Raw genomic sequence first — 24,954 nt, 5'->3', positions numbered from 1 at the left:
TACTTCTTGTGAATTACATATAGAATATGCGCCCCATTTTATTTGGGAAATTTTGATCAAAGTAATAGAGGAATTTCATGTTTTATCAACAACAGTTTGACGTAATCGTTGTAGGTGGTGGTCACGCAGGTACTGAAGCCGCATTAGCTTCTGCACGCATGGGTGTCAATACTTTATTACTTACACACAATATTGAAACCTTAGGCCAAATGTCTTGTAACCCCGCTATAGGCGGTATTGGTAAAGGTCACCTGGTAAAAGAAATTGACGCACTAGGTGGTGCAATGGCAAGCGCCATAGATAAAGCCGGTATCCAATTTAGAACCTTGAACTCTAGTAAAGGTCCAGCAGTAAGGGCGACACGAGCTCAAGCTGATCGATCCCTTTATCGAACTGAAATTCGAAAACTGATTGAAAACCAAGAAAATCTGACATTATTTCAACAATCTTGCGATGATCTGATCGTAGAACAGGATCAAGTTGTAGGTGTTGTCACTCAAATGGGTTTAAAATTCCGAGCTAAGGCGGTTGTAATCACCGTAGGGACCTTTTTGGGCGGTACCATACACATCGGCCTAGAAAATTATAAAGGAGGCCGTGCTGGCGATCCTCCTTCGATCGCATTGGCTGATCGTTTACGTGCTTTACCTTTTAGAGTTGATCGTCTAAAAACTGGAACACCCGCAAGATTAGATGCTAGAACACTTAATTATGACGTCATGCAAAAACAGGATGGTGATACACCCGTACCTGTATTTTCATTTTTAGGTAAGCCTAGCGATCACCCTCAACAAATACCTTGTTATATTACTTACACGAATGAAAAAACACATGAAATAATACGCGGTGGATTAGATAGATCTCCTATGTACACTGGCGTTATAGAAGGTATTGGACCAAGATACTGTCCTTCGATAGAAGACAAAATTCATCGTTTTGCAGACAAAGATTCACATCAAATTTTTGTTGAACCAGAGGGGTTGAATAGTATTGAAGTTTATCCAAATGGTATATCAACGAGTCTTCCATTTGATGTACAAATGAATCTAGTTCGTTCAATAAAAGGTTTCGAAAATGCACATATTATTCGACTAGGATATGCGATCGAATATGACTTTTTTGATCCGCGGGATCTAAAACAGACTTTAGAAACAAAATATATTGCCGGTCTATTCTTTGCTGGTCAAATAAATGGCACAACAGGATACGAAGAAGCTGGCGCACAAGGCTTGCTAGCGGGGGCCAATGCGGCTCTTCAAGTACAACAAAAAGAAGCACTGATATTACGTCGAGATGAGGCTTATATGGGAGTTCTAGTTGATGATCTAGCAACCATGGGAACCAAAGAACCCTATCGAATGTTTACTAGTCGAGCAGAATATCGCTTGTTATTACGTGAAGACAACGCAGATCTTCGTTTAACCGCTAAAGGTCGATCCGCTGGCTTAGTAAATGATCAACGTTGGCAGGCATTTAATGAAAAATTAGAGGCTGTAGAGTTAGAAAGACAACGTTTACGATCAACTTGGATCCATCCTAATCATAATGCAGTTGCTGAACTTAATACCATCTTGAAAAATCCTGTAACCCGTGAAAACACGTTAGAAGATTTGATTAGACGTCCCGAGATGACTTACAAGAAATTAATGGCTATTGGCGAGTTAGGTCCTGAATTAGAAAACCCTCAAGCCGCTGAACAGGTTGAGATCCAAATTAAATACGCAGGCTATATTGAACGCCAAAAAGACGAAATTGCCAAAACATTGCGCAATGAAAATACCTTGATACCTGATGATTTCGATTTTAGTCAAATTTCAGGCTTGAGTAATGAAGTCGTGGCTAAGTTGTCAGATGCAAGACCTGAAACAATTGGTAAAGCGGGAAGAATTTCTGGTATTACCCCTGCTGCAGTGTCTCTGCTACTGGTTTATTTGAAAAAACATGGCCTGCTAGCTGGTAGCACCCACAACACTAAAAAAGTATCGGTTTAATGTCTGAATCTAGATTACTCAGTATTTTACAAAATAGCTTAGAAGATTGTGACTTAGCTATTTCTGTTGCCCAACAGCAAAAGTTAATTGCTTATGTCTCAATGATGGACAAATGGAACAAAGCTTACAACTTAACCTCTGTTCGTGATCCTGAGCAAATGATCATCAAGCATATTGTAGACTCTATTGTAGTCGCCCCATTTTTAGATGGATCCGAATACATAGATGTGGGTACGGGTCCAGGCTTACCTGGCATACCTTTAGCCATTATGTGTCCTCAGAAGAATTTCATTTTACTTGATAGCTTAGGTAAACGAGTGCGATTTATGAAGCAAGTCGCCTATGAATTAAAGATTGATAACATACAGCCAGTGCAATCACGGGTCGAAGAATTTAACCCAGAAGTAAAACTAGACGGAGTCTTGAGTAGAGCTTTTGCTTCGTTAAAAGATATGTTGCATTGGTGTCAACATCTTATAGATTCAGATGGCGTTTTTCTGGCGCTTAAAGGTCAACTACCAGTAAAAGAAATGAGCGACTTACCCGAGCAATTTGCAGTATTAGATACAATAAGGTTAACGGTACCTAAACTTGAAGGTGAACGACATATTGTTAAAATTAAAAAACAATCTAAACGCTATCCTTAACGCAACTAATTATTCATAATACTCGAATCTCTCAGATATGGAATCTGCTGACTAATAAATTGGGTGACTATTTTGGGCAAAATCATTGCAATCGCCAATCAAAAAGGTGGGGTTGGCAAAACCACCACTGCGGTAAATGTGGCTGCCTCTATGGCTGCTACTAAACGAAAAGTGTTACTTATCGATTTAGATCCACAAGGCAACGCTACTATGGGTAGTGGGGTTGATAAGTACAGTGTTGACAATACTTGCTACGAATTACTTATTGAAGAAAAACCTGTAGAAGAAGTATTGATTAAAGAAACGTCTGGAAAGTATGATTTGATAGCCGGCAATAGTGATATTACCGCTGCCGAAATTAAATTAATGGAAGTATTTGCTAGAGAAGTTCGGTTGCGCAATGCACTAGCACCTGTTAAAAATTACTACGACTTTATTTTTATTGACTGCCCTCCTTCGCTGAATCAATTAACGGTAAACGCAATGGCTGCGGCCGACTCTGTATTAGTGCCAATGCAGTGCGAATATTATGCGCTAGAAGGACTTAACAGCATTAATGGATACCATTAAAAAATTGGCTTCTGTGGTTAATCCTCAATTAAAAATTGAAGGTGTACTGCGTACTATGTACGATCCACGAAACAGATTAGCTAATGATGTATCAGAACAGCTGAAACGTCATTTTGGCGAACAAGTATACAGAACCGTTATTCCCAGAAATGTAAGACTAGCGGAAGCCCCCAGTTTTGGATCACCTGCTATGTATTATGACAAGTCTTCGACTGGAGCTAAGGCATATCTAGCTTTGGCTGGCGAAATATTACGCCGGAGTAAAAACGGCTAATAAAAATATTACGGCAATTAAAATAATTACAAAATCGATTTTGAGGAAAACATGTCTGCAAAAAGAGGGTTGGGTAGAGGTTTAGATGCACTTTTGGCAACCAGTCAAAGTCAAAAAGGCGGAAAACACCGAAGCCGAAGCGCCTGAACAACAAGGTGAACTTAGAAAAATCCCAGTTGAATTTTTGCAGCCAGGCAAATATCAACCTCGAAAGGATATGTCTCCAGAAGCGCTAGAGGATTTAGCTTCTTCAATTCGTTCTCAAGGCATTATTCAGCCTATTGTCGTACGCGAAATTGGTGAAGAAAAATATGAAATTATTGCTGGTGAAAGGCGATGGCGTTGCGTCGCAGATAGCTCAACTAGATGTTATACCTTGCTTAGTTAAAAACGTACCAGATGAATCTGCGGTAGCGATCGCCCTTATAGAAAATATTCAGCGTGAAGACTTAAATGCAATGGAAGAAGCGCAAGCGCTTGATCGCTTAATGGTCGAGTTTGAATTGACTCATCAAGAAGTGGCTACTGCTGTTGGTAAGTCCCGTACAACCGTTACTAATCTACTACGTCTGAATAACTTAAATGAAGACGTTAAATTATTACTTGAGTATGGTGATATTGAAATGGGTCACGCCCGCGCATTGTTGGCCCTTGAAGGTGAAAAAGCAAACAGAAGCGGCGCAAACTGTTTCTGGTAAAGGACTGACTGTTCGGGACACCGAAAATCTAGTGCGAAAATTACTAGAGCCCGCAAAAGAGAAAACTCCGGTTAAAGAAGATCCGGATGTGCAAAGGTTGCAAACGCAATTGTCTGAGAACCTAGGTGCGCCAGTTAGCATTGCACACAATGCTAAAGGAAAAGGCAAGTTAGTGATTAATTTTTCTAGTTTAGATCAACTTGATGGAATACTGACTCATATCAAGTGAAAAGGTTACACTCATAAGTATATATTTTAAATATATGTTAAGTTTTTAAGTGCTGAAACAAGAAATTAACAATTCGCTGCTCCCTTTACGAATAAAGGCTTGGAGAATAGTAAGTATTTATTCATATACAGTTACAAATTCTCTATTTTCTATTGTAAATGGCCACCAATTAAGTATAATTTTGGCGCTTTTGATTAAGGTTTAATGACAACGGGGTAACAATTGGCTACTAGCTTGGCTCAAGAAGGCCGACAATTGGCTAAAAAAAGTACTTCTTTTTCAAAGTGTAATTGCTTTAATTGTCAGCTTTATTTATTTTATTTTCTTTGGAAAATATCAAGCAATATCAGCTGTTTATGGTGGTTTGATATGTGTTTTACCAGGAATGGTATTTGCTTTCTTAGTATTCAGATATGCCGGTGCTAGTAAAAATAAGCTAGTAGTGCGGAGTTTTAGTAAAGGAAGTAAGCTTAAATTTTTATTTACCATAGTGATGTTTATATTGATTTATAAGTGGCAACACTTACAACCAATTGCTCTTTTAGTCACATATGCCGTAACGTTAATGGCTCAATGGCCAATTATTATTTTTTTGAATCGCGTTAGTCGTTAGATTAAATATTCGATAACGAGATTTAGTACTGATTTTTAACTTTAAAATTGTGGATGGCAAAATGGCAGAATCAGGTGGCGAGCAAACCGTCAGTGGTTACATTCAGCACCATTTAACTAATGCTTCGGTAGGTGAAGGTTTTTGGACTTTTCACGTAGATACTTTAGCTTGGTCAATAGTGTTGGGTTTCGTATTTATATTAAGTTTTAGAGCAGTAGCTAAAAAAGCAACGACAGGTGTGCCGGGTAAATGGCAGGCTTGTGTGGAGCTAATAGTCGAGTTTGTCGACGACACTGTTAAAAGTACTTATCACGGTAAAAGTGCGCTTATAGCACCTTTAGCATTAACCATATTTGTATGGGTACTGCTGATGAACTTTATGGATTTAATTCCTGTAGATTTCTTACCTTCATTTGCTCAATTTATTGGTGGTCAGTTGGGTTATGACCCACACCATGTATACATGAAAGTGGTACCAACTACTGATGTAAACATGACATTTGCCTTATCAATTGGTGTATTTGTATTGATGATTTTTTATTCAATAAAAATCAAGGGTGTAGGCGGTTTCTTAAAAGAACTTTATGCTCATCCTTTTAATACGCCTTGGTTATACTGGTTCAACTTTATTCTTGAGGTAGTGGCGTTATTGGCTAAGCCATTATCACTTTCACTACGTTTGTTCGGTAACTTATATGCCGGCGAACTTATCTTTATTCTTATCGCAGGCACAATAGGATTATGGCAGTTACCATTGCATTTCTTATGGGCTGCATTCCACTTGTTAGTTATTCCGTTACAAGCGTTCATTTTCATGATGTTAACCATCGTGTATCTGAGTTTAGCAAGTGAAGAACACTAATTTTATTGGAAAGAATTGAAACAGCTTAGGCTGGCCCTTTAAGGGGTAAGGCAAGGAAGCCTAAATACAAGTTTTATACGTTTTTTTATTAATCTTTAACTTAAACACAAGGTGAAAATCTATGGATGCATTAACTTTAGGTAATCTATATATCGCAGTTGGTATTTTGATTGGTCTATGCGCATTGGGGCCAGCAATTGGCTTCGGTCTTTTGGGTGGTAAATTTCTTGAGTCGGCAGCACGCCAACCTGAGCTAGCTCCTACTCTTCAAGTCAAAATGTTTATCGTAGCGGGTCTTATCGATGCAATCGCAATGATCGGTGTAGCGATCGCTCTTTATATGTTGTTTGTACTTGGTGCTTAATAGTAGTTATCCATTTCTTTCAACGAACTATTAAAGAGGAGTAGCGGTCTTGAACATCAATGCCACTCTACTTGGTGAACTGATAGCATTTATATTCTTCGTGTGGTTCTGCATGAAGTTTGTATGGCCCCCTATTATGGGCGCTATCGAAGAACGCCAACAAAAAATTGCTGATGGTTTAGCTGCATCTGAGCGAGGCGAAAAAGATCTCGAACTTGCTCAAGAAAAAGCAACCGAACAGCTTAAAGATGCAAAAGCGCAAGCAGCAGAAATTATAGAACAGGCCAAAAAGCGTGGTTCAACTATTGTTGACGAAGAAACGCAACGTGGTCATTCCGAGCGTGAGAAAATCATTGCTCAGGGATACTCAGAGATTGAAGCAGAAAGAAACCGCACAAAAGAAGAGCTACGTAAACAAGTAGCAGCTTTAGCTGTAGCCGGTGCTGAAAAAATCCTTGAGCGTGAAATTAATGCTGCAGCACAAAGTGACATAGTTGAAAAACTTGTCGCTGAGCTATAAGGGGAAAATGAGCTATGTCTGAATTGACTACTATCGCTCGCCCTTACGCTCAAGCTGCGTTCGATTACGCGGTCGAGAATAAAACGGTTCCCCAATGGCAAGATATGCTTGCCTTTGCTGCTGAAGTTTCAAAAAACGAGACGGTTAAGTCTTTATTAACTGGTTCGATAGCAGCAGAAAAACTCGCTGAAATTTTTAACGGCGTGTGTGGCGAACAACTCGACCAACAGGGTCAAAATTTTGTACAAGTTTTGGCTGAAAATAGACGTTTACAAGCGTTGCCTGATATTTCAGTTTTGTTTAATCAGCTTAAGGCCGATTTAGATAAAGAGATTGATGTTGATATTACTTCGGCTGTCAAACTTAACAAAAAACAACAAACTGAACTTAGTGCTTCTCTTGAAAAACGTCTTGAAAGAAAAGTTAAGCTAAATTGTAGCGTGGATCCTGAATTGATTGCCGGTGTTCTTATTAAAGCCGGTGACATAGTTATTGACGGTTCACTTCGTAGTAAATTAAACCGTCTGTCAGACGCGTTACAAGCATAACGGGGAAAGAGCATGCAACTGAATTCCACTGAAATTGCCGAACTAATCAAACAACGTATTGAGAAGTTCGAAGTAGTAAGTGAAGCTCGAAATGAAGGAACTATTGTTGGTGTAACCGACGGTATTATCCGTATCCATGGCCTTGCTGATGTAATGCAAGGTGAAATGATTGAGCTTCCTGGTAGTCGTTACGCTATCGCATTGAACCTTGAAAGAGATTCTGTAGGTGCGGTAGTTATGGGTCCTTACGCTGATTTACAAGAAGGCGTAAAAGTAAAATCTTCTGGCCGTATCTTAGAAGTACCAGTAGGTCGTAACCTACTTGGTCGTGTTGTAAACACACTAGGTGCACCTATCGATGGCAAAGGCGCTATCGATGCAGATGGTTTTGAACCTGTAGAAAAAATTGCACCGGGCGTTATTGAACGTCAATCGGTAGACCAACCTATTCAAACTGGTTATAAATCAGTTGATGCCATGATCCCTGTTGGTCGTGGACAACGTGAATTGGTTATCGGTGACCGTCAAACCGGTAAAACAGCATTAGCGATTGATGCCATCATCAATCAAAAAGATTCTGGTGTTAAATGTGTATACGTAGCGGTAGGGCAAAAAGCTTCTACAATTGCTAACGTAGTACGTAAATTAGAAGAACACGGCGCATTGGCTAATACCATTGTTGTTGCCGCTTCTGCCTCAGAATCTGCTGCATTACAATACTTAGCTCCGTACTCTGGTTGTACCATGGGTGAGTATTTCCGTGATCGCGGTGAAGATGCGTTAATCGTATATGATGACTTATCTAAGCAAGCTGTTGCCTATCGTCAAATTTCACTATTGTTACGTCGTCCACCAGGTCGTGAAGCGTATCCTGGAGATGTTTTCTATCTTCACTCACGTCTTCTAGAGCGTGCTGCACGTGTTAACGAAGCATATGTTGAAAAATTCACTAAAGGTGAAGTGAAAGGTAAAACAGGTTCTTTAACTGCACTACCTATCATTGAAACACAAGCCGGTGATGTATCAGCTTTCGTACCTACAAACGTAATTTCGATTACCGATGGTCAGATCTTCTTAGAATCTGATTTGTTTAACGCGGGTATTCGCCCAGCTGTTAACGCGGGTATTTCGGTATCACGTGTTGGTGGTGCTGCTCAAACTAAAATCATCAAAAAACTAGGTGGCGGTATTCGTCTAGCTCTAGCTCAGTATCGTGAATTAGCGGCGTTCTCGCAGTTTGCATCTGATCTTGATGAAGCAACTCGTGAACAACTTGAGCACGGTGAGCGCGTAGTAGAATTAATGAAACAGAACCAGTATGCACCTTTATCGGTAGCAGACATGGGTATTTCATTATTCGCTGTTGAAAAAGGTTTCTTGAAAGACGTTGCTCTAGATAAAATTCTAGACTTCGAAGCGTCTGCTCATTCCTTTATGAACAGTGAATATAGCGAGCTGATGAACACTATCAATACAACAGGTAATTTCGACAAAGAAATTGAAGCCACACTAAGTGAAGCTTTAACTAAGTTTAAAGAAACACAAACGTGGTAATCAATTAGGCTGCTGTCTCTTAATTTATAAGAGAACGGCAGTCATCAAGTTGAATAATCGGAGATAGAGTTTATGGCTAGCGGTAAAGAGATAAAAGGTAAGATCGGCAGTATTAAAAATACTCAGAAGATCACCAGCGCTATGGAAATGGTTGCAGCGTCTAAAATGAAAAAGGCGCAAGATCGTATGGCTTCAAGCCGTCCATATGCTGAGAACATTCGAAGTGTGATCGGTCACCTAGCTAACGCTAACCTTGAATATCGCCATCCATATTTGGAAGACCGCGAAGTAAAACGCGTGGGTTATATCGTTATTTCTACTGACCGTGGATTATGTGGTGGTTTAAACACCAACGAATTCAAAATGGTCGTAAAAGAAGCGAAAAAATGGCAAGACCAAGGTGTCGAAACTGATTTTGCAGCACTAGGTGCTAAGTCAGTAGCATTCTTCAATCGTTTTGGTGGCAATGTTTTAGCTGCTGAATCTGGTTTAGGTGATGCGCCTACCGTCAATGAAATCATTGGCTTAGTGCGTATTATGTTGGATGCATTTAACGATGGCAAAATAGACCGTTTATATTTGGTATTTAATAAGTTTGTAAATACCATGGCGCAAGAGCCGCAGATCGATCAATTGTTGCCTTTGCCAAAATCTGATGAACAAACATTACAACATCGTTGGGACTATATTTATGAACCCGATCCAAAGCCTATCCTAGATATGCTTTTGGTACGCTTCATAGAGTCTCAGGTGTACCAAGGTGTAGTTGAGAACGCTGCATCAGAGCAAGCTGCTCGTATGGTTGCAATGAAAGCTGCAACTGACAACGCAGGCGACTTAATTGACGACTTGCAATTGGTATACAACAAAGCTCGTCAAGCAGCTATTACACAAGAAATCAGTGAAATAGTCAGCGGCGCGGCAGCCGTCTAGTTTGTTAATAAAATCAGGCAAAGGTTTTAGAATTTAAGAGGAATTAACATGAGTCAAGGTAAGGTCGTCCAAATCATTGGCGCCGTAGTGGACATTGAGTTTCCACAAGATTCGGTTCCAAAAGTATATGACGCATTGCGAATTACCGAAGGTGATTTGCAAGGTTTGACCCTAGAAGTGCAGCAGCAACTTGGTGGTGGCGTAGTGCGAACAATCGCACTAGGTACAACTGATGGTTTGCGCCGTGGTTTAACAGTAGAAAATACTGGTGAAGCTATTCAGGTTCCAGTTGGTAAGGCTACACTAGGCCGTATCATGGATGTATTGGGTAACCCAATCGATGAAGCAGGTCCTATTGGTGAAGAAGAGCGTATGTCTATTCACCGTGAAGCACCTACTTATGAAGATCAATCAAGTTCAGTTGAACTACTAGAAACAGGCATCAAAGTTATCGACTTAGTATGTCCTTTCGCTAAAGGTGGTAAAGTTGGATTGTTCGGTGGTGCCGGTGTTGGTAAAACCGTAAACATGATGGAATTGATTCGTAACATCGCAATCGAGCACAGCGGCTACTCAGTATTTGCTGGTGTAGGTGAGCGTACTCGTGAAGGTAACGATTTCTATCACGAAATGAACGAATCAAACGTACTAGATAAAGTATCACTAGTTTACGGTCAAATGAATGAGCCTCCATGAAACCGTTTACGTGTTGCCTTGACTGGCTTAACTATGGCTGAAAAATTCCGTGACGAAGGTCGTGACGTTTTATTCTTCGTAGATAACATTTATCGTTATACGCTAGCTGGTACAGAAGTATCTGCACTACTAGGTCGTATGCCTTCTGCGGTAGGTTATCAGCCTACTCTTGCTGAAGAAATGGGTGTGCTACAAGAGCGTATCGCTTCTACTAAGACGGGTTCAATCACTTCAATCCAAGCGGTATACGTACCTGCGGATGATTTGACCGATCCATCACCAGCTACCACTTTTGCTCACTTAGATGCAACTGTTGTATTGTCTCGTGATATCGCGTCTTTGGGTATTTACCCAGCGGTTGATCCACTAGATTCAACGTCTCGTCAGCTTGACCCATTAGTTATTGGTCAAGAGCACTACGATACAGCTCGTGGCGTGCAATCAGTATTGCAACGTTATAAAGAACTGAAAGATATTATAGCTATTTTGGGTATGGATGAATTGTCTGAAGAAGACAAACAATCTGTATCTCGTGCACGTAAAATCCAACGTTTCTTGTCACAACCTTTCTTCGTAGCTGAAGTATTTACTGGTTCACCTGGTAAGTATGTTTCATTGAAAGACACCATCAGTGGCTTTAGAGGTATCTTGGAAGGTGAATATGATCACCTACCAGAGCAAGCTTTCTACATGGTTGGTTCCTATAGAAGAAGCAAGCGAAAAAGCTAAAAACATGTAATTTTTAGCCTATATTGTCCGAATAATGTGTCGGAAGTGCTCAGATAAACGAAACAACCTGCGCGCTTCCTACATGATGTTAAACAGAATAGGCTTAAAAATCGAATATGCATGTTTAAGAACTTTATTGGAGGTTCATTATGGCAATGACAGTACAACTTGACGTAGTAAGCGCCGAAACCAGTATTTTTTCCGGTTTAGTCGAAGCTATTCAAATAACAGGTAGCGAAGGTGAATTAGGTATCCATCCTGGTCATGCTCCTTTGTTAACTACCCTGTTACCTGGAATGGTACGTTTAGTTAAGCAACATGGTGATGAAGAAAACATCTACATCAACGGTGGCGTGCTAGAAATACAACCTGAGACCGTGACTGTATTGGCTGATACCGCTATTCGTGCTGAAGATTTAGACGAACAAGCTGCTCTTGATGCGAAAAAACGCGCTGAAGAGCATATTGCCAACCAAGGTGCTGATTTTAATTACGCTGAAGCAGCTGCAGAGCTAGCCGAAGCAATTGCCCAGTTAAGATTAATTCAAAAACTGCGTAAGTAATTTAAGATAAATATCTGAAACATTTTTAAACAATGTTTCATGTGGAACCCGATATAGTGAATAACTTGTCGGGTTTTTTGTTTTTGGCATTAATACCAATGCGTATTGGCAAGTAACCTGAATCCTCGGATAAGCCAGAACCTCTGGATAACGCTCTTTTTATGTCTAGTGGCTTTTTGATTGTTTAGCAATAACAGGTTATTACGTACAACAACCTGCCTTGATATACACGAAAAATTTCGTTACCGAGTACGCTGTGTAAGAGCCTCAGGGGCATTCTTTTTAGGCGAGTGTTGAGTGGGGGTATTCTGTGTTGTTCGAACTCAAAAGAACACTGGCTACTATTCATTCCGGATTGCTATTACGTACCTCAGCAAACCGTAATTGCTGCATTTTTAAGAAAAGAGTAAGCAATGCAGAACAATCAACTTGCTTAGTGTTCGTCAACACGTACGTCACCGCTTCTAAGGTAGATAAGCCATTTTTCTGTTTGGTTTGCCTTATTCTATACTGCCCTTCAGGTGGATTATCAAAGTGCCAACTAGTCAATTGCTGTAGCCATGGATTTAAATGCCACATTTTCAGTGCCTTACGCCAAGACGCATCGATAAAAATGATTGTATGTTGCTGGCTAAATTGTGCTGATTTGTCTGCTGTACTAAAGGCCGATTCAATAGCTAAACTGTTAATGTTTGGGTAACAAAGGCTAAATTGGCTAGGTGCTGTTGTAACCTCTATGGCCAACTCACTAAAATCTTCCGCGCTCTCGCCTTGTATTACCTGAAGGTTTTTTAGGCCTAGCTGTAATAACCTGACTGTATTTTTTAGCATGTGTTGCTTCTTTGGGATGTTGCAGAATAATAATGCGTAAGGGAGAGATAATTGGCGACAACCATTGGCATACACAGGTCACCTCTGGGTAATAGCAGTTATGACATTGTTTTCTTTTGGTGACGTGTTTAATTGGCATTTAATTTCATGTGATACGACAAATAATCGCATAATCGTGTTAATTGAAATAAGATAATGCACGATACTTTAACAAATTTTAAAACAGCTTGGATGTTTATGTGCCTAAATAAAAATTCTTATTCAATTGGTTTAACTTTCGTATCTATTGGTCTTTAAAATGCCAACTAATAATATTGACTATATCCCGCATCAGCCGTTTACCAATGGCTCATTTGACCATATTCAGCAGCAGCTAATGCGAGCTCAGAGACAAAAATGGTTTGTTCTGCTGGGGACGTTTTTGCTCGTGTTTATGTTGGCTAGTTTGTGGGTTTGGACTCGCCCTGCCATATACAGTAGTCAAGCCGTGCTGCTTTTTACGTTTCCTGCACAAACCGAATTGGAGTTCTCTGAACTTGTGCAGCGTAAAGTTGAGGCGCATCAACAAAAACTACTCAGTCAGTAGTTTGACTCAATCAGTATTGCACACCTTAGAGCAAAATGTAGGCTTACAAGTGACGCCTGAAAGTAAACCGCAATTGTTTTCTGCTGCCGCCAACGGCAGATTTATTACATTATCGGCTAACCATCATTCAGCTGAAATATTACAACCTGTGCTATCTACTTGGATTGCAGAATACTTAGCATTGGAGTCTGCTGAAAAAGTAAAAAACAATTCCCAAAATTTAGCTTCTAGTAATACTCAACTACAAAGTATTGAGCAAAAAATTACGGCAAAACAACGGGCAATTGAATTGTTTGCCAAAGAAAACGACATCACGTCACTCGAACGTGACGAAAATAGAGTCTTAAATAAAATTAAAGCTCTAAGCGCTAATTTAGACCAAGCAATTGCCGAGAGAACAGCTGCTCAATCTTCACTTAATAGCCTGTTAGAATCGGTAAACAAAGGTCAGTCAATTATACGAGATATTGACAAAGAACAAATTAACAAGACTCGACAAGAACTACAGCTACTGCAAAGTGAGCTTACTGCATTGGAAAGCAAATATACCCAAGTATATTTAGCACGAGACCCGGTAATAGTCGCTAAGCAACAGACTCAGTTAGCCCTGAAGCAGTCATTGGCTGAACAGTTAGAGCAGAGCCAACAGTATTATTTACAAGAAGCTGAACGAGATCTTAGCCAATCAATAGACAACGTAAAACAGACAGAAAGGCAGTTCAGGTTAGAAAACAAACAAGCTCAAGATTTTAGTCAAAGGCTACAAGCGTATAAAGTACTGACGACAGAATTAGATGCTATTCAACAGCAAGCGCAAACTATTCGCGATAACTTGGTGGTGCAAGAGGTATCAAAACCATTTGACGCCACTATTACTATTCTAGAGCAGCCATTCACGCCTGAAAGCCCAACTGGCCCCGATTATTGGCGTATGACTATATTCAGCCTATTGGCGTCTCTCGGTTGTGGTGTATTTGCATTGCTATTGTTTGGCTACATAGTGAAACAAAAACAACCAACTAACACAGCTACTAACTTTGTAGTAATGCCGGGGCAGCTATGACAAGGACCTTATAACCAGTTATCTAATGAACAACATACCAAGCTGAATGTAAGGGACCCACATCTGCGCCTTGGCGAACATGCATCTAGCCATGTTGATTCGTTGAGAATATTGTCTGTAGCCGAAAATCAAGCGTTATACAGGGTAGCTAATAAGCAAGGTAAAGTGTTACTCGCCCTACTCTATTCTGGGGTACAGGTAGAAGAACTGGCCTTACTGTCAAAAACAAGCTTTAAAGATAACTATGCTAGGGTGCAAATCTTAGGTGAACAGTCTCGTATTCTTAATATAGACGCGCACTATTCCTTAGCATTGGCTGAATTATGTGAAAGCAAAAATGATTCTGCTCCTATTTGGTCAAATTTAATTGGTAAAGATGACTTTACTCAAATAATTCTGAACGCCGCGCATGACGCAGAGCTAGCATTTCCAGACCAGCTAAGTGCAGACACACTCAGACATTCTTATATTACTTATTTGGTGTCTCAGGGGGCCCGACTGAACGACCTTGAGCTGATAGTTGGTCATATTCCACCACGTGATCTAGCAGAATACCGTAAGGTTAAGCGTCAGGGGCCGCTTTTGGAGCTAGCTGATATTGACCTCTATTATCCATTAATTAGCTGATATGAGCTCGCCTAAGCACTATCAACACATTTGGCGTACAGTCCAACTTATCCCTAAAGGTAAAGTGGCAAGTTACGGACAAATTGCAGATTTAGCAGGCTTACCCGGCCGAGCAAGACTGGTTGGAAAGTCTCTAGGGTTTGTGCCGCAAGAAATAAAAGTGCCCCTAGTACAGGGTATTACGTTCAAATGGCCAAATCGCTTTTCCTACAGGCTCGGAGCAAGCCGAAACACAAATAGGCTTGTTACAAGAGGAAGACGTTGTGATACTAAATAACCGTGTCAATATGAAGTTGTTCAAATGGACACCGGATTTAATTGATATTTTATACAAATTGGAATTTTAGGTATTGTTTCTATCTTCACTATTAATGACAATGACTGCTATTGGCAGACAGCTAAGTAAGGCTTAATTTTGTTTAAAATTTTCGACATCGATGAATTAGAAGTAGGCATGTTTGTTGAGTCTATCGCCAAACAATCTGGTACCTTAAAAATTAAAAGTCGTGGCAGAATCACCTCCTCTAAAGCAATCCAATACCTCAAAGAAAAGGGGATCAAGCAGGTTAATGTTGATTTAAGTAAACAACTCAAGCCTGAACCGTCAGAGCCTGAACCCGTACCAGAGCCAAAAAGAAAAAGGCGCAATCATTTGCAGATGAAATCGTTCATGCAGCTAAACTGTTTGAGCAGGGCAAAGGTCTACAAAAGAAAATTACTAAATCGCGTAGCGCTGCAGCCTGCCAGTTGATATATCGGTTCATAGAGAATTTACCTCCAGTTTAGTTTCTTCTATCGACCGTAACCCAAATGCACTTATGTGTATGTCCAAAATTCGTGAGAAAGACTCATATCTACTTGAACACTCATTGAATGTTGCTATTTTGCTGGCAAATTTTGCGATTCAATTGGGACTTAAAGATGATGTCGTACAGGAGTTGGCGCTATCCGGCTTTTTACACGACATTGGTAAAATCAACATACCAGATGAAATTTTGCATAAAGCTATGGTAGAATTAACTGATGAAGAAATGGACGTGATGCGCAAACACGTGCAATTTGGGGTCGACGTCTTAGTTGATATGCAAATCCCTTCTTCTATTATTCGTACCATTAGCGAGCACCATGAAAGACTAGATGGCGCTGGCTACCCTAAACAGCTCGATGATCATGAGATAAGCGACTTTGGACGGATGATCGCTATAGCAGATACTTATGACGCGATTACCGCACACCGCTGTTACAAAGCTGGTATGCCTTCGAAAAAGGCCCTACAAATATTGATAAAAGACTCACCACACAAATATGATCAAAAGTTAGTCATGCAATTTGTAAAAAGTGTGGGAATTTATCCAGTCGGTACATTAGTTAAATTAAACAATGAAAAGATAGCTATGGTCTTACAACAGCATCCTAGCGAATCAACTAAACCAAAAGTTAAAGTATTTTACTCAGCTAAGAATCAGCATTACCTACCACCAGTAGACATCGACCTAGCGACCCAAGCTGATGGAGTAAAAATAACTGAATCGATTATAGCCAGTGATTATAATCTCGACTTTAATAAATACTTTAAAGAATCTATTGCAGTTTAAATTGAACTAGAATCTTTCATAATCAAAATCAACTGATCAGTCGTTACCGATGACGGACAAATCCTTTGTTCACCAATTCTTCGCGGATGGCTTCAGGATCTTGTGAATTAAATGACTCACTGTTTTTCTGTACATAACGAGCTAGTTTTTGTTGTAATTTACGAGTTAAACAGGACATCTATGCTTCTCAATAGGGGTAAAAAGAATACCTTAATTTCAAGAGAAATTCGGTAAACCTAGTTATATTATGGGTAAAACCCACTTTATTTAGTGACTAAGTAGACTTTAATCAATAAACAGGCCAATAATTATATTCTTTTAAATTCAATGAGATAGGATGTCTTTTATTTGTTACTGTAAAAAAACTGACACATTATTAGTGAAATGTTAAAAGTAGACAATATGCCATCTATTTTTTTCTTTTGTCTAATCGTTGTTCAGTAAGGGCAATATAATTTGGATTAAACTTTCTATATTTACCGGTTTTGCGCCATGAGCGTTCATGCCTATTGTAAGGTAACTTTGTACATCTTTTTCTAGTACATTGGCCGATAACGCTACAATAGGAATGTGAGATATCTTTGGGTTTGGATGGGCACGAATAATCCTAGTGGCTTCAATACCATCCATGATCGGCATATGAATATCCATAAGGATTATTTGAAAGGTATTAAACTCATTAAGTAAATCAATTGCCTCTTTACCATGATTAGCAATGCTGACTTTTGCCCCTTCGTCAGTCAGTAAGTGCTCTATTACAACTTGATTTATCTCGTTATCTTCAACAACTAGAATATCTACATTTGCCAACCTATTGATGGGGGTAATAACTTGTTTTTTGGGAGCCTTGGCGTTTAAACATTCTTCCATAGCTTTATAAAGTGTGCCGGCATGGCATGGTTTGCTTAGTACATGACTAATATGTAATTGGTCGCTCTCACTTTTAAAGGTGGATATTTCATATGCAGAAACAATAATCACTTTAGGTTGAGTGTTTAAGGCTAATTTTCTTACTTCTTCTATAAAGGTTGCACCGTCCATTACAGGCATAGTCCAGTCAGAAACAATCAGTTTTATGTCATATTCATTGTTTGTCAGAACTTCTAAACCATCTAGTGCCGATTGTACAGGAATTGGCCGTACCCCTATGTTTCTTAAAAAGTTAGTGAGTATTTTTAATGCAATTGGATTGTCATCAACAACTAACACATCAATATTATCGAGCTTGCCACTTGTTTTGTCACTTTCGATGAGAACCTTTTTGTTCAACTCTAAGCGCATCACTGCGGTAAAAGTACTGCCTTCGTTTTTGCGGCTGTCCACCGATATATTGCCCCCATTGACTGACACAATCTTTGGCTAATGGCTAGACCAAGCCCAGTGCCACCAAATTTTCGAGTGGTGGAGGTGTCTGCTTGACTAAACTTTTTAAACAAATTTCCAATTTGGCTTTCCTCTAAGCCCACTCCGGTGTCTATCACTTTAAATTGCACGTCGAATGTATGCTCTAACTGCGCATGCTTGCTCATCGATATCGCTACGTGTACACCACCCTTTTCGGTAAATTTTATGGCATTGCTACACAAGTTGAGTAATATTTGATTGATCCTAAATACATCACCCATTAAATCCGGGCATATTTTGCCTTCTAGCGCTACATTAAAATGTAAACCCTTAGCGCGAACTTGATCTTCAAAAGCTACTTGCAAGTTATCTACGACGCTGTGAATCGAAAAAGCTTTGTTTTCTAAAACGATATTGCCCGATTCAATTTTAGAAAAATCTAAAATGTCGTTGATTACGGTTAACAGATGTTTGCCAGAAAAAGCGAGTTTGTTTAAATATTCTCTTTGTAATTTATCTAATTTAGTTTGTTGCAGTAGCCCTGTTAGGCCGATAACGCCATTCAGTGGGGTGCGTATTTCGTGGCTCATGTTAGCCAAAAAATCCGCCTTAGCATTTTCAGATACCCTAGCCTCTTCTACCGCTTTTCCTAATTCTATATTCTTGATATTAAGTAAGTTTTTTTGTTCTACAAGTTCAGATGTTTGGCGCTCAACTTCGTAAGTTAATTGGTTTTGCTTTGATAAAAATGAGTAAGTAATAAACGCTAGCGAAAAGCTTAATAAGATGCCAGTAAATAGCAATACAACTAACGAACTGTCTGGGTTTTGTAAGTTTTGACTTAACGGTATAACGGTCAAAGTAAATTGGCTGTTTGCAATTTTTATAGGAAAAACGAATTGTAATAGTGATTGATCTACGAGTTGCTCAGTGGTCAATTTTTTCTGGGTAATAATAGTGAGTGTTTTGTTGATCACTTATAACGTATTTAAATTTCTCTACTTCGTCATTGAGCAGGGTGTTACTAAATAAACTATGGATACGTTGATTGGAAACAATTACCCCAGCTACGTTTTGCGCCACTAAATTCTGAGGATTTGTGGTTAGAATTGGATAAATATGCAAAACAAACGGTTCATCTTGTATTACTTTAACCGGCCGTGAGAAATTAGAAACGATAGGATACTCACTCGCCATGACGGGGTAAATCAACGAACCTATAGTTGAATCTGCAGATATGTTTTTGCCAATAAAATTAAGGTTTTTAATTTCTGGGTAGGTATAGCTAATCACCGAATATAGCCCATCTATAGCTTGTGGAGCTATGACTTGGTCAGTAGAGGTAAAATTAAAAATACTAAAGTGACTATATTCAGTACCAGGATTCTCTCGTATTTTAGCGATGAATTCATTGGCATTATCAACGGGCACTCTTTGAATTGAAGTGAGCCTTCTACCCTCTGGAAAATCAGGAAAGACTCGATTAATAAATGCCACAAACTCAGCATTAGTTACCCAAGTCGAAGAAGCAAACAAATTTGCTACAGCAGATACTTGAAAGAATGAACGCCTAAATTCGGTTTCAATGTCTTTTGCATTTGTCGCCGCATGCTGTTGCAATTTATTAACAGTGTCTGCTTTTTCGTTTGATAATGCCGTTCGGTATATGTTTGATGAGCAAAGAATGCCAATTAGCAATACCAAGATAGAGTAATATATTGACTTATTCGACACTGTATTTTTTGATTTTGTGGGCATATTAGTATTTGTCTTAATGGTAATTCTCAATGAATTATTTACATTCAAGCGGCTCGAAGGCTGGTCGTACAAAACCCTCGTAAATATGCCAACAATCGTTGTTTCATTTTTTGCTCAACAGTTAAATAAATATCGACCAAAGCTAATTAAATAATAGGCAAACACTTGGTTAATCTAATCGCTACCTTTAAACAGGGTCACCATCTTGGTTGCTTTACTCAACTTAGTTTTTATAGAGTAATGCAAACGATAGTTGATTGCGCTTTATATTTGCTGAATTTTTACAATTTACTCGTTCAAACAATGTTGACATATGCCAGTGATAACCGGCGTTAGTCAACGCAATTTAACAATAGCCGCAAAAAAGTTGACCAAAAATAAAACATTGCTTCTGGTAAAACGGCTCGAACCATTTGTATAATCAGTGACTTGTTCAGCTTCTACTAATTCGGTATCCACATGGATTTACGTGTAACAACCTTTAGTTTAGACTTCGTACACATAGATGTTGCCCGTAACGCAACAGACGACTTCAATTTATTTCATGATAAAAAACAATGGGATCAAATCGTCAATAATCCTTTTGGCGGACCCATCGCCTTGGGCTTTCAACTTGAGTGTTTAATTGAAGACTTAGTCAAACAATACCGATGCCAAAACGGAGAATTAGAAACGATTCAGCAGCATGGGCTAAAATTTAGCAATTATGCTTTCAATTTTGCTGGTGTTGTGCGCCCTAAAGATGAACTTACCGCCGATATTAAAAAGTCGCGTATGTCGACAAAAGAACAAACCATATTGTCCAATAGAGTGGTGCTAAAGAATGAACAAGGTATTGTTTTAATTGGTTTTAAAAGCGAATCCGACCAACCTTTATTTGCTAATGAAACTAGCATTGATTCCGCTCTAATCAATGACAATATCCAGGACAGAAACATAATCAGTGGCTCAGACTATTTTTATAAGCGTAAATTTACCACCAATAGTAACGCCAAAAACTTCTTAATTAGCTCTTGTGTCGAACAGTCAGATTATTTAGACGAAGTGAATGACAAAATTTCATTTCCCGAAACATACTGCACCAGCTTAATTTCTTGCGCATTGCTAGAACGAGGCAAAGCCGAAGGTATTGATTTTAAACGTAATCCAATGGTGTATACCGCTCATAAAATCTCTGTTGATCGCCACAACGTGGCCAAACTGAGAAGTGACCAAAAAATACATATTTTAGTGGGTCCTCCGATTGCCGAGGCCAATACTGATTCGACAGAGTCAGCACTAATCAAACATTATTGTTTTGGTTTTAACCAAGAAAAAGAAATACTGTTTCAAGGCGAAATCCAGCTCGCCCCACTTTCATATATTCTGCCGTAGTTCGAAAAACTGCTTTGGCAGTGTCAATTTAACGGGTGAGTTGTAGTAAGTGGTTACTCACCATTGAGTCTTCACCAGCGGGAGATGATCGTCTACAACAGCAAATTACCTTATCCAATCAATTGTTACTGAGGTTAAAAACACAAATTCAAGATGACGACTTTATTGAAGACAACTTGCTTGTTAGTCGGTGTATTTGCAATTGCCAATACACTAAAATAGTCTAGACAAGTAAAAGTAGCGTTTTTTAACAAATAATATAAGAAACTCATAATGAAGCTCGGTCGAAACGATCCTTGCCACTGTGGCAGTGATAAAAAGTTCAAACGTTGTTGTATGAACAGCAGCTCTAAGCAGCATGCTCAAATCTATGATGATGTTGAAGCCATGTTAGCAATGAACCCAGGTTTGAGCCTGGATGAGATGAATGTAGCTTTACAGCGCAAAATGCAGGATCGTAACAATCAACCTAATGCCGATTTTTGTGGTGTAACACCAACACAAATGGGGAATTGGCTTTATGCACCTTTTGATGAATTAGAATGGGTCACAATCAGCACGCCGGATAGCCTTGTTGCCAGTCCTGTGATGCGCTATCTAGCTCTGATTATTGATGAAGCCATGGCGCAAGATGGCTCATTCAAAACCACAGGCAAAGGCAACTTACCGCTTAAGTTAGTCAAGCAGGCTAGTGAGTTATTGCCAGAATTTTCAGTTGCGCAATTCGAACGTGGTATAAGCATTAGTGAGTTTGCTGGCAGTAACGAGGATAAATTTAATGCCTTGCACTACACCAGAGTGCTAGCGGAAATTAGTGGTATTATTTATCGACGTAGCGGTTGCTACCATGTAAAAAAGGCAGCGCAAAAACAGTATCAGGCTTTAGGCATACAGGCCTTTTTCAAACCTATGTTAGATGCTGCAGTCAGTAAATATAACTGGGCGTATTTCGACAGCTTAGAATATGATGTGGATTTACGGAATTTTTGGTTGTTTATGCTGTGGCGTCTTCAAAGTCACAGCAGTATGGAGCAGCTTGTTGAAGAGGTGGTGACGGCTTTCCCTGATCTGCTTCTAGCATTTCCTACAGACGGTTATTTCTCACCAAAAGAGCAGCTAAGCATATTAATTAAATCTAGGTTTGTTGAGCGATTTTTACAGTTTTGGGGGTTTGCGACCATAGATCCAAGGCTAAATCTAAATGATAAAACTGACGCCAGAATGGTGAAGATCCAACCTTTATTAAAGCAGTCTTTTCAATTTACCATTAACCCGTAAAAAGGTTATCGTAAGCTAACATCAAAAATTCTAGCCTTTGGATGGGTATGTAAATGCTAAAGCAGATCAAGCTCTTAGAGGAATTTCAAGTGATGACTGGCAATAGCTTATTTTGAATGAATAGATGTTGTATGACATAACTAATCTAAGTTCGGGACAACTAGAAAGATAAAAGCCCTTTCATAAAGGGCGCTTTTTAAGGAGGGCGTGACTAAGAAAGCTTACTCAATATTGGCGATCTGTTCGCGCATTTGTTCAATCAAAACCTTAAGCTCAACTGCTGATTGAGTGGTGTCTGTGTTGATTGATTTAGAGCCTAGGGTGTTTGATTCGCGGTTAAACTCTTGCATCATAAAATCGAGTCTGCGGCCTACTGCTCCGCCTTTTTTGAGGATTTTACGGGTTTCGCCAATGTGCGATACAAGGCGGTCTAATTCTTCGGCCACGTCGACTTTTTGCGCTAACATGACCATTTCTTGTTCGACACGAGTGGCGTCTAGTTCAATTTTGGCTTCTTCAAAGCGGGCTTGAATTTTGTCTCTTTGCCATTGAATTATCTCTGGCATAAAGCCTGTGACTTTATCTACTTCAACTTGAATGCCGTCTAGGCGCTGCTCTATTAGGGCTTTTAAGTTTTCGCCTTCGGTGGCGCGGGCGGCGATAAAGTCTTTCAGAGTTAAATCGAATTCTTTTAGAATGTCGCCTTGAATGCTGTCCATGTCGGCTTCTTCGGCAGCAATGACACCAGGCCAACGCAAAATATCCACTGGATTAACGCCTGTTGTGGTTCCTTGGTTTTGTACCCAATCGGCCGCGTGCATCAATTGCTTGGCTAGATCTTCGTTAATGCTTAATTGACCTACCGCTGCGTCGTTGGCAACAAATCTTAGTGCGCATTCCACTTTTCCGCGCTGTAAACTTTTACGAAAACGTTCACGTAAAACGGGTTCCATGCTTTTGAATTGTTCGGGGAGACGAAAGTAGGTTTCTAAAAATCGTTGGTTAACAGAGCGAATTTCCCATACAGCTGTGCCCCACTCGGCTTTAAGTTCTCGTCGGGCAAAGGCGGTCATACTGTAAATCATTCAAAATACTCCAAAGTGTGTGTGGCTGTATTATACCTTTCAATTCTTTATCTGCGAGCGCGATTCACTTTTAATTATATGTCAGGAGCAAATATTTGAGTTAATTTAGCAGCACTGACTCGTGCTTTTTGGTTATAATTCGCGGCAAAATTATTTATGGAGTACGCCATGCGTCCGAGTGGAAGAACTGCTAGTCAAATCCGTCCTGTTACTATTACCAGAAATTTTACCTGCCATGCCGAAGGTTCGGTGTTAATCGAATTTGGCAATACTAAGGTTTTATGTAATGCCTCGGTGACCGAAGGTGTGCCTCGTTTTATGAAAGGTAAGGGAAAAGGTTGGGTTACAGCTGAATACAGTATGTTACCAAGAGCAACTCATACGCGTTCCGATCGCGAAGCGGCTCGAGGCAAGCAAGGTGGCCGCACCTTAGAAATTCAACGTTTAATCGCTCGTTCGTTACGCGCTGCGGTTGATTTAAAGCTGTTGGGCGAGAATACCATAGTCGTTGACTGTGATGTGATTCAGGCTGATGGTGGTACGCGAACGGCTTCTATTACCGGTGCTTGTGTGGCATTAGCCGATGCGCTTAGCTGGATGCGAAGCAAAGGTATTTTAAAAACTAACCCTATTAAACACATGATTGCTGCTTTGTCGGTAGGTGTATATAAAGGTGTCGCGATTGCCGACTTAGAATATCTTGAAGATTCTGATGCCGAAACAGATATGAATGTGGTGATGACCGATACCGGTAAGCTAATTGAAGTACAAGGTACTGCCGAAGGCGAACCTTTTGATTTTGATGAGCTAAATGAAATGCTAGAGCTGGCAAAACATGGCATTCGAGAGTTGTTCGACGAACAAAAATTAGCGTTAGCGTAAAGCTAGTGCCGAGTTATGTGGCGCAAGTATTGAGCCAAGCCGAGAGCCTAAGCCAATATTCGTCTCTCATAGCTCACAAATAAGAACTGAGGTATTTATGCAAGATTACCAAAAACAATTTATTGAGTTTGCTCTAGCCCGTGAAGTGTTAAAATTTGGGCAGTTTACCCTTAAGTCTGGGCGTACTAGCCCGTATTTTTTTAATGCCGGTTTATTCAATACGGGTGGCGATTTAGCTAAACTTGGCCAGTTTTATGCGCAAGCTCTGCAGTCGTCGAATATTGAGTTTGATGTACTGTTTGGCCCAGCCTACAAAGGTATTCCTATTGCCACAACTACCGCTGTAGCACTTGCAGATAAGCATGGGGTGGATAAACCGTATTGTTTTAATCGCAAAGAAGCAAAAACCCATGGCGAAGGTGGCAACTTAGTGGGGAGTCCATTGGCGGGTAAAATCATGCTGGTGGATGATGTGATTACCGCTGGTACTGCTATCCGTGAATCTATGTTATTGATTGAGCAAAACAATGCAGATTTGGCGGGGGTGTTAATTGCCTTAGACAGACAAGAAAAAGGCCAAGGTGAGTTGTCGGCGATTCAAGAAGTTGAGCGTGACTTTACTACCCAAGTGGTGTCAATTGTGAGCTTGGCTAACCTAGTCGAATATTTAGCTGATAAACCAGAAATGGCGGAACATTTAGCTAATATTCAACAGTATCGAGTAGATTACGGGATTTAAT

The 24,954-nt window shown here is 39.8% G+C and carries 27 protein-coding genes and 4 pseudogenes; 24 read left to right on the top strand and 7 right to left on the bottom strand.

The features are described from left to right. Positions 1–77 precede the first annotated feature (77 nt). From mnmG to RS130_RS04785, 13 genes and pseudogenes are all read left to right on the top strand, one after another. Positions 78–1,991 (top strand): tRNA uridine-5-carboxymethylaminomethyl(34) synthesis enzyme MnmG, encoded by a 1,914-nt coding sequence (gene mnmG, locus RS130_RS04845; protein ID WP_316025028.1) that lies wholly within the window; start codon positions 78–80, stop codon positions 1,989–1,991. After that, complete coding sequence (gene rsmG, locus RS130_RS04840; RefSeq protein WP_316025027.1) at positions 1,991–2,638, top strand: 16S rRNA (guanine(527)-N(7))-methyltransferase RsmG; 648 nt, start codon at positions 1,991–1,993, stop codon at positions 2,636–2,638. Before mnmG ends, rsmG begins: the two co-directional genes overlap by 1 nt. 72 nt (positions 2,639–2,710) lie before the next feature. After that, positions 2,711–3,482 (top strand): annotated as a pseudogene (locus RS130_RS04835) (ParA family protein). 51 nt (positions 3,483–3,533) lie between these two features. Continuing rightward, a pseudogene (locus RS130_RS04830) lies at positions 3,534–4,409 on the top strand (ParB/RepB/Spo0J family partition protein). Between the two features lie 289 nt (positions 4,410–4,698). Further along, positions 4,699–5,022 carry an ATP synthase subunit I gene (locus tag RS130_RS04825; RefSeq protein WP_316027971.1) on the top strand — a complete coding sequence of 108 codons (324 nt, stop codon included), beginning with the start codon at positions 4,699–4,701 and terminating at the stop codon, positions 5,020–5,022. 61 nt (positions 5,023–5,083) lie between these two features. Next, complete coding sequence (gene atpB, locus RS130_RS04820; protein ID WP_316025026.1) at positions 5,084–5,884, top strand: F0F1 ATP synthase subunit A; 801 nt, start codon at positions 5,084–5,086, stop codon at positions 5,882–5,884. Between the two features lie 121 nt (positions 5,885–6,005). After that, a complete protein-coding gene (gene atpE, locus RS130_RS04815; protein ID WP_316025025.1) occupies positions 6,006–6,248 on the top strand; it encodes a F0F1 ATP synthase subunit C in 243 nt (80 codons plus the stop codon). A 49-nt stretch (positions 6,249–6,297) separates the two neighbouring features. After that, positions 6,298–6,768, top strand: coding sequence for a F0F1 ATP synthase subunit B (gene atpF / locus RS130_RS04810; RefSeq protein ID WP_316025024.1), 471 nt, complete (start codon positions 6,298–6,300; stop codon positions 6,766–6,768). Between the two features lie 14 nt (positions 6,769–6,782). After that, positions 6,783–7,316 (top strand): F0F1 ATP synthase subunit delta, encoded by a 534-nt coding sequence (atpH, locus tag RS130_RS04805; protein WP_316025023.1) that lies wholly within the window; start codon positions 6,783–6,785, stop codon positions 7,314–7,316. A 12-nt stretch (positions 7,317–7,328) separates the two neighbouring features. Next, entirely contained in the window at positions 7,329–8,870 is a 1,542-nt protein-coding gene (atpA, locus tag RS130_RS04800; protein ID WP_316025022.1) for a F0F1 ATP synthase subunit alpha, read from the top strand. Between the two features lie 72 nt (positions 8,871–8,942). After that, positions 8,943–9,803, top strand: coding sequence for a F0F1 ATP synthase subunit gamma (gene atpG, locus RS130_RS04795; protein WP_316025021.1), 861 nt, complete (start codon positions 8,943–8,945; stop codon positions 9,801–9,803). Between the two features lie 48 nt (positions 9,804–9,851). Continuing rightward, positions 9,852–11,238: pseudogene (gene atpD / locus RS130_RS04790) on the top strand (F0F1 ATP synthase subunit beta). Between the two features lie 139 nt (positions 11,239–11,377). Beyond that, entirely contained in the window at positions 11,378–11,791 is a 414-nt protein-coding gene (locus tag RS130_RS04785) for a F0F1 ATP synthase subunit epsilon (protein WP_316025020.1), read from the top strand. A gap of 345 nt (positions 11,792–12,136) precedes the next feature. Here the strand turns inward: RS130_RS04785 and RS130_RS04780 are convergent, their stop codons facing one another. Together RS130_RS04780 and RS130_RS04775 are read right to left on the bottom strand one after the other, a co-directional pair. Then, a complete protein-coding gene (locus tag RS130_RS04780; RefSeq protein WP_316025019.1) occupies positions 12,137–12,622 on the bottom strand; it encodes a tRNA-uridine aminocarboxypropyltransferase in 486 nt (161 codons plus the stop codon). Beyond that, positions 12,540–12,761: a DTW domain-containing protein gene (locus tag RS130_RS04775; RefSeq protein ID WP_316025018.1), complete on the bottom strand. Its 222-nt coding sequence runs from the start codon at positions 12,759–12,761 to the stop codon at positions 12,540–12,542. Before RS130_RS04775 ends, RS130_RS04780 begins: the two co-directional genes overlap by 83 nt. A gap of 159 nt (positions 12,762–12,920) precedes the next feature. On the opposite strand from RS130_RS04775, the gene RS130_RS04770 reads away from it, so the two are divergent. The 6 genes and pseudogenes from RS130_RS04770 (at position 12,921) to RS130_RS04745 (ending at position 16,493) form a co-directional block, all read left to right on the top strand. After that, the gene (locus tag RS130_RS04770; protein WP_316025017.1) at positions 12,921–13,208 is read left to right on the top strand and encodes a hypothetical protein; all 288 of its coding nucleotides are present in this window, start codon (positions 12,921–12,923) and stop codon (positions 13,206–13,208) included. A gap of 1 nt (position 13,209) precedes the next feature. Next, the gene (locus RS130_RS04765; RefSeq protein WP_316025016.1) at positions 13,210–14,271 is read left to right on the top strand and encodes a GumC domain-containing protein; all 1,062 of its coding nucleotides are present in this window, start codon (positions 13,210–13,212) and stop codon (positions 14,269–14,271) included. A 111-nt stretch (positions 14,272–14,382) separates the two neighbouring features. Next, entirely contained in the window at positions 14,383–14,898 is a 516-nt protein-coding gene (locus tag RS130_RS04760; protein WP_316025015.1) for a hypothetical protein, read from the top strand. A gap of 1 nt (position 14,899) precedes the next feature. Further along, positions 14,900–15,245, top strand: a pseudogene (locus tag RS130_RS04755) (MGMT family protein). 68 nt (positions 15,246–15,313) lie between these two features. Next, positions 15,314–15,649: a DUF3391 domain-containing protein gene (locus RS130_RS04750; RefSeq protein ID WP_316025014.1), complete on the top strand. Its 336-nt coding sequence runs from the start codon at positions 15,314–15,316 to the stop codon at positions 15,647–15,649. Between the two features lie 73 nt (positions 15,650–15,722). After that, a complete protein-coding gene (locus RS130_RS04745) occupies positions 15,723–16,493 on the top strand; it encodes an HD-GYP domain-containing protein (RefSeq protein WP_316025013.1) in 771 nt (256 codons plus the stop codon). A gap of 43 nt (positions 16,494–16,536) precedes the next feature. Here RS130_RS04745 and RS130_RS04740 read toward each other — a convergent pair whose 3' ends face one another. The 4 genes from RS130_RS04740 to RS130_RS04725 all read right to left on the bottom strand — a co-directional run bounded on the left by RS130_RS04740 (position 16,537) and on the right by RS130_RS04725 (position 19,595). Further along, on the bottom strand, positions 16,537–16,671 hold the full coding sequence (locus RS130_RS04740; protein ID WP_316025012.1) for a hypothetical protein: 135 nt from the start codon (positions 16,669–16,671) through the stop codon (positions 16,537–16,539). 248 nt (positions 16,672–16,919) lie between these two features. Continuing rightward, positions 16,920–17,816: a response regulator gene (locus tag RS130_RS04735; RefSeq protein WP_316025011.1), complete on the bottom strand. Its 897-nt coding sequence runs from the start codon at positions 17,814–17,816 to the stop codon at positions 16,920–16,922. After that, on the bottom strand, positions 17,774–18,697 hold the full coding sequence (locus RS130_RS04730) for a histidine kinase dimerization/phospho-acceptor domain-containing protein (RefSeq protein ID WP_316025010.1): 924 nt from the start codon (positions 18,695–18,697) through the stop codon (positions 17,774–17,776). The genes RS130_RS04735 and RS130_RS04730 overlap by 43 nt, the downstream gene beginning before the upstream one ends. Positions 18,698–18,764: 67 nt before the next feature. Next, the gene (locus RS130_RS04725) at positions 18,765–19,595 is read right to left on the bottom strand and encodes a CHASE domain-containing protein (protein ID WP_316025009.1); all 831 of its coding nucleotides are present in this window, start codon (positions 19,593–19,595) and stop codon (positions 18,765–18,767) included. A gap of 459 nt (positions 19,596–20,054) precedes the next feature. On the opposite strand from RS130_RS04725, the gene RS130_RS04720 reads away from it, so the two are divergent. From RS130_RS04720 to RS130_RS04710, 3 genes are read left to right on the top strand one after another with little or no spacing between them, the layout of a single operon-like run. Continuing rightward, positions 20,055–20,969, top strand: coding sequence for a hypothetical protein (locus RS130_RS04720; protein ID WP_316025008.1), 915 nt, complete (start codon positions 20,055–20,057; stop codon positions 20,967–20,969). 35 nt (positions 20,970–21,004) lie between these two features. After that, positions 21,005–21,196 (top strand): hypothetical protein, encoded by a 192-nt coding sequence (locus RS130_RS04715; RefSeq protein WP_316025007.1) that lies wholly within the window; start codon positions 21,005–21,007, stop codon positions 21,194–21,196. A 46-nt stretch (positions 21,197–21,242) separates the two neighbouring features. Continuing rightward, positions 21,243–22,247 carry a YecA family protein gene (locus tag RS130_RS04710; RefSeq protein ID WP_316025006.1) on the top strand — a complete coding sequence of 335 codons (1,005 nt, stop codon included), beginning with the start codon at positions 21,243–21,245 and terminating at the stop codon, positions 22,245–22,247. A 221-nt stretch (positions 22,248–22,468) separates the two neighbouring features. Here RS130_RS04710 and RS130_RS04705 read toward each other — a convergent pair whose 3' ends face one another. After that, a complete protein-coding gene (locus RS130_RS04705) occupies positions 22,469–23,332 on the bottom strand; it encodes a YicC/YloC family endoribonuclease (protein WP_316025005.1) in 864 nt (287 codons plus the stop codon). A 168-nt stretch (positions 23,333–23,500) separates the two neighbouring features. On the opposite strand from RS130_RS04705, the gene rph reads away from it, so the two are divergent. Next, a complete protein-coding gene (gene rph / locus RS130_RS04700) occupies positions 23,501–24,214 on the top strand; it encodes a ribonuclease PH (RefSeq protein ID WP_316025004.1) in 714 nt (237 codons plus the stop codon). Between the two features lie 97 nt (positions 24,215–24,311). Then, positions 24,312–24,953: an orotate phosphoribosyltransferase gene (pyrE, locus tag RS130_RS04695; RefSeq protein WP_316025003.1), complete on the top strand. Its 642-nt coding sequence runs from the start codon at positions 24,312–24,314 to the stop codon at positions 24,951–24,953. Position 24,954: the final 1 nt, after the last annotated feature.

This window comes from Paraglaciecola aquimarina, assembly GCF_032464635.1.
GTDB lineage: Bacteria > Pseudomonadota > Gammaproteobacteria > Enterobacterales > Alteromonadaceae > Paraglaciecola > Paraglaciecola aquimarina.
The sequence above is the reverse complement of the archived record's forward strand: the minus strand, read 5'-3'. Positions and strand labels throughout refer to the sequence as shown.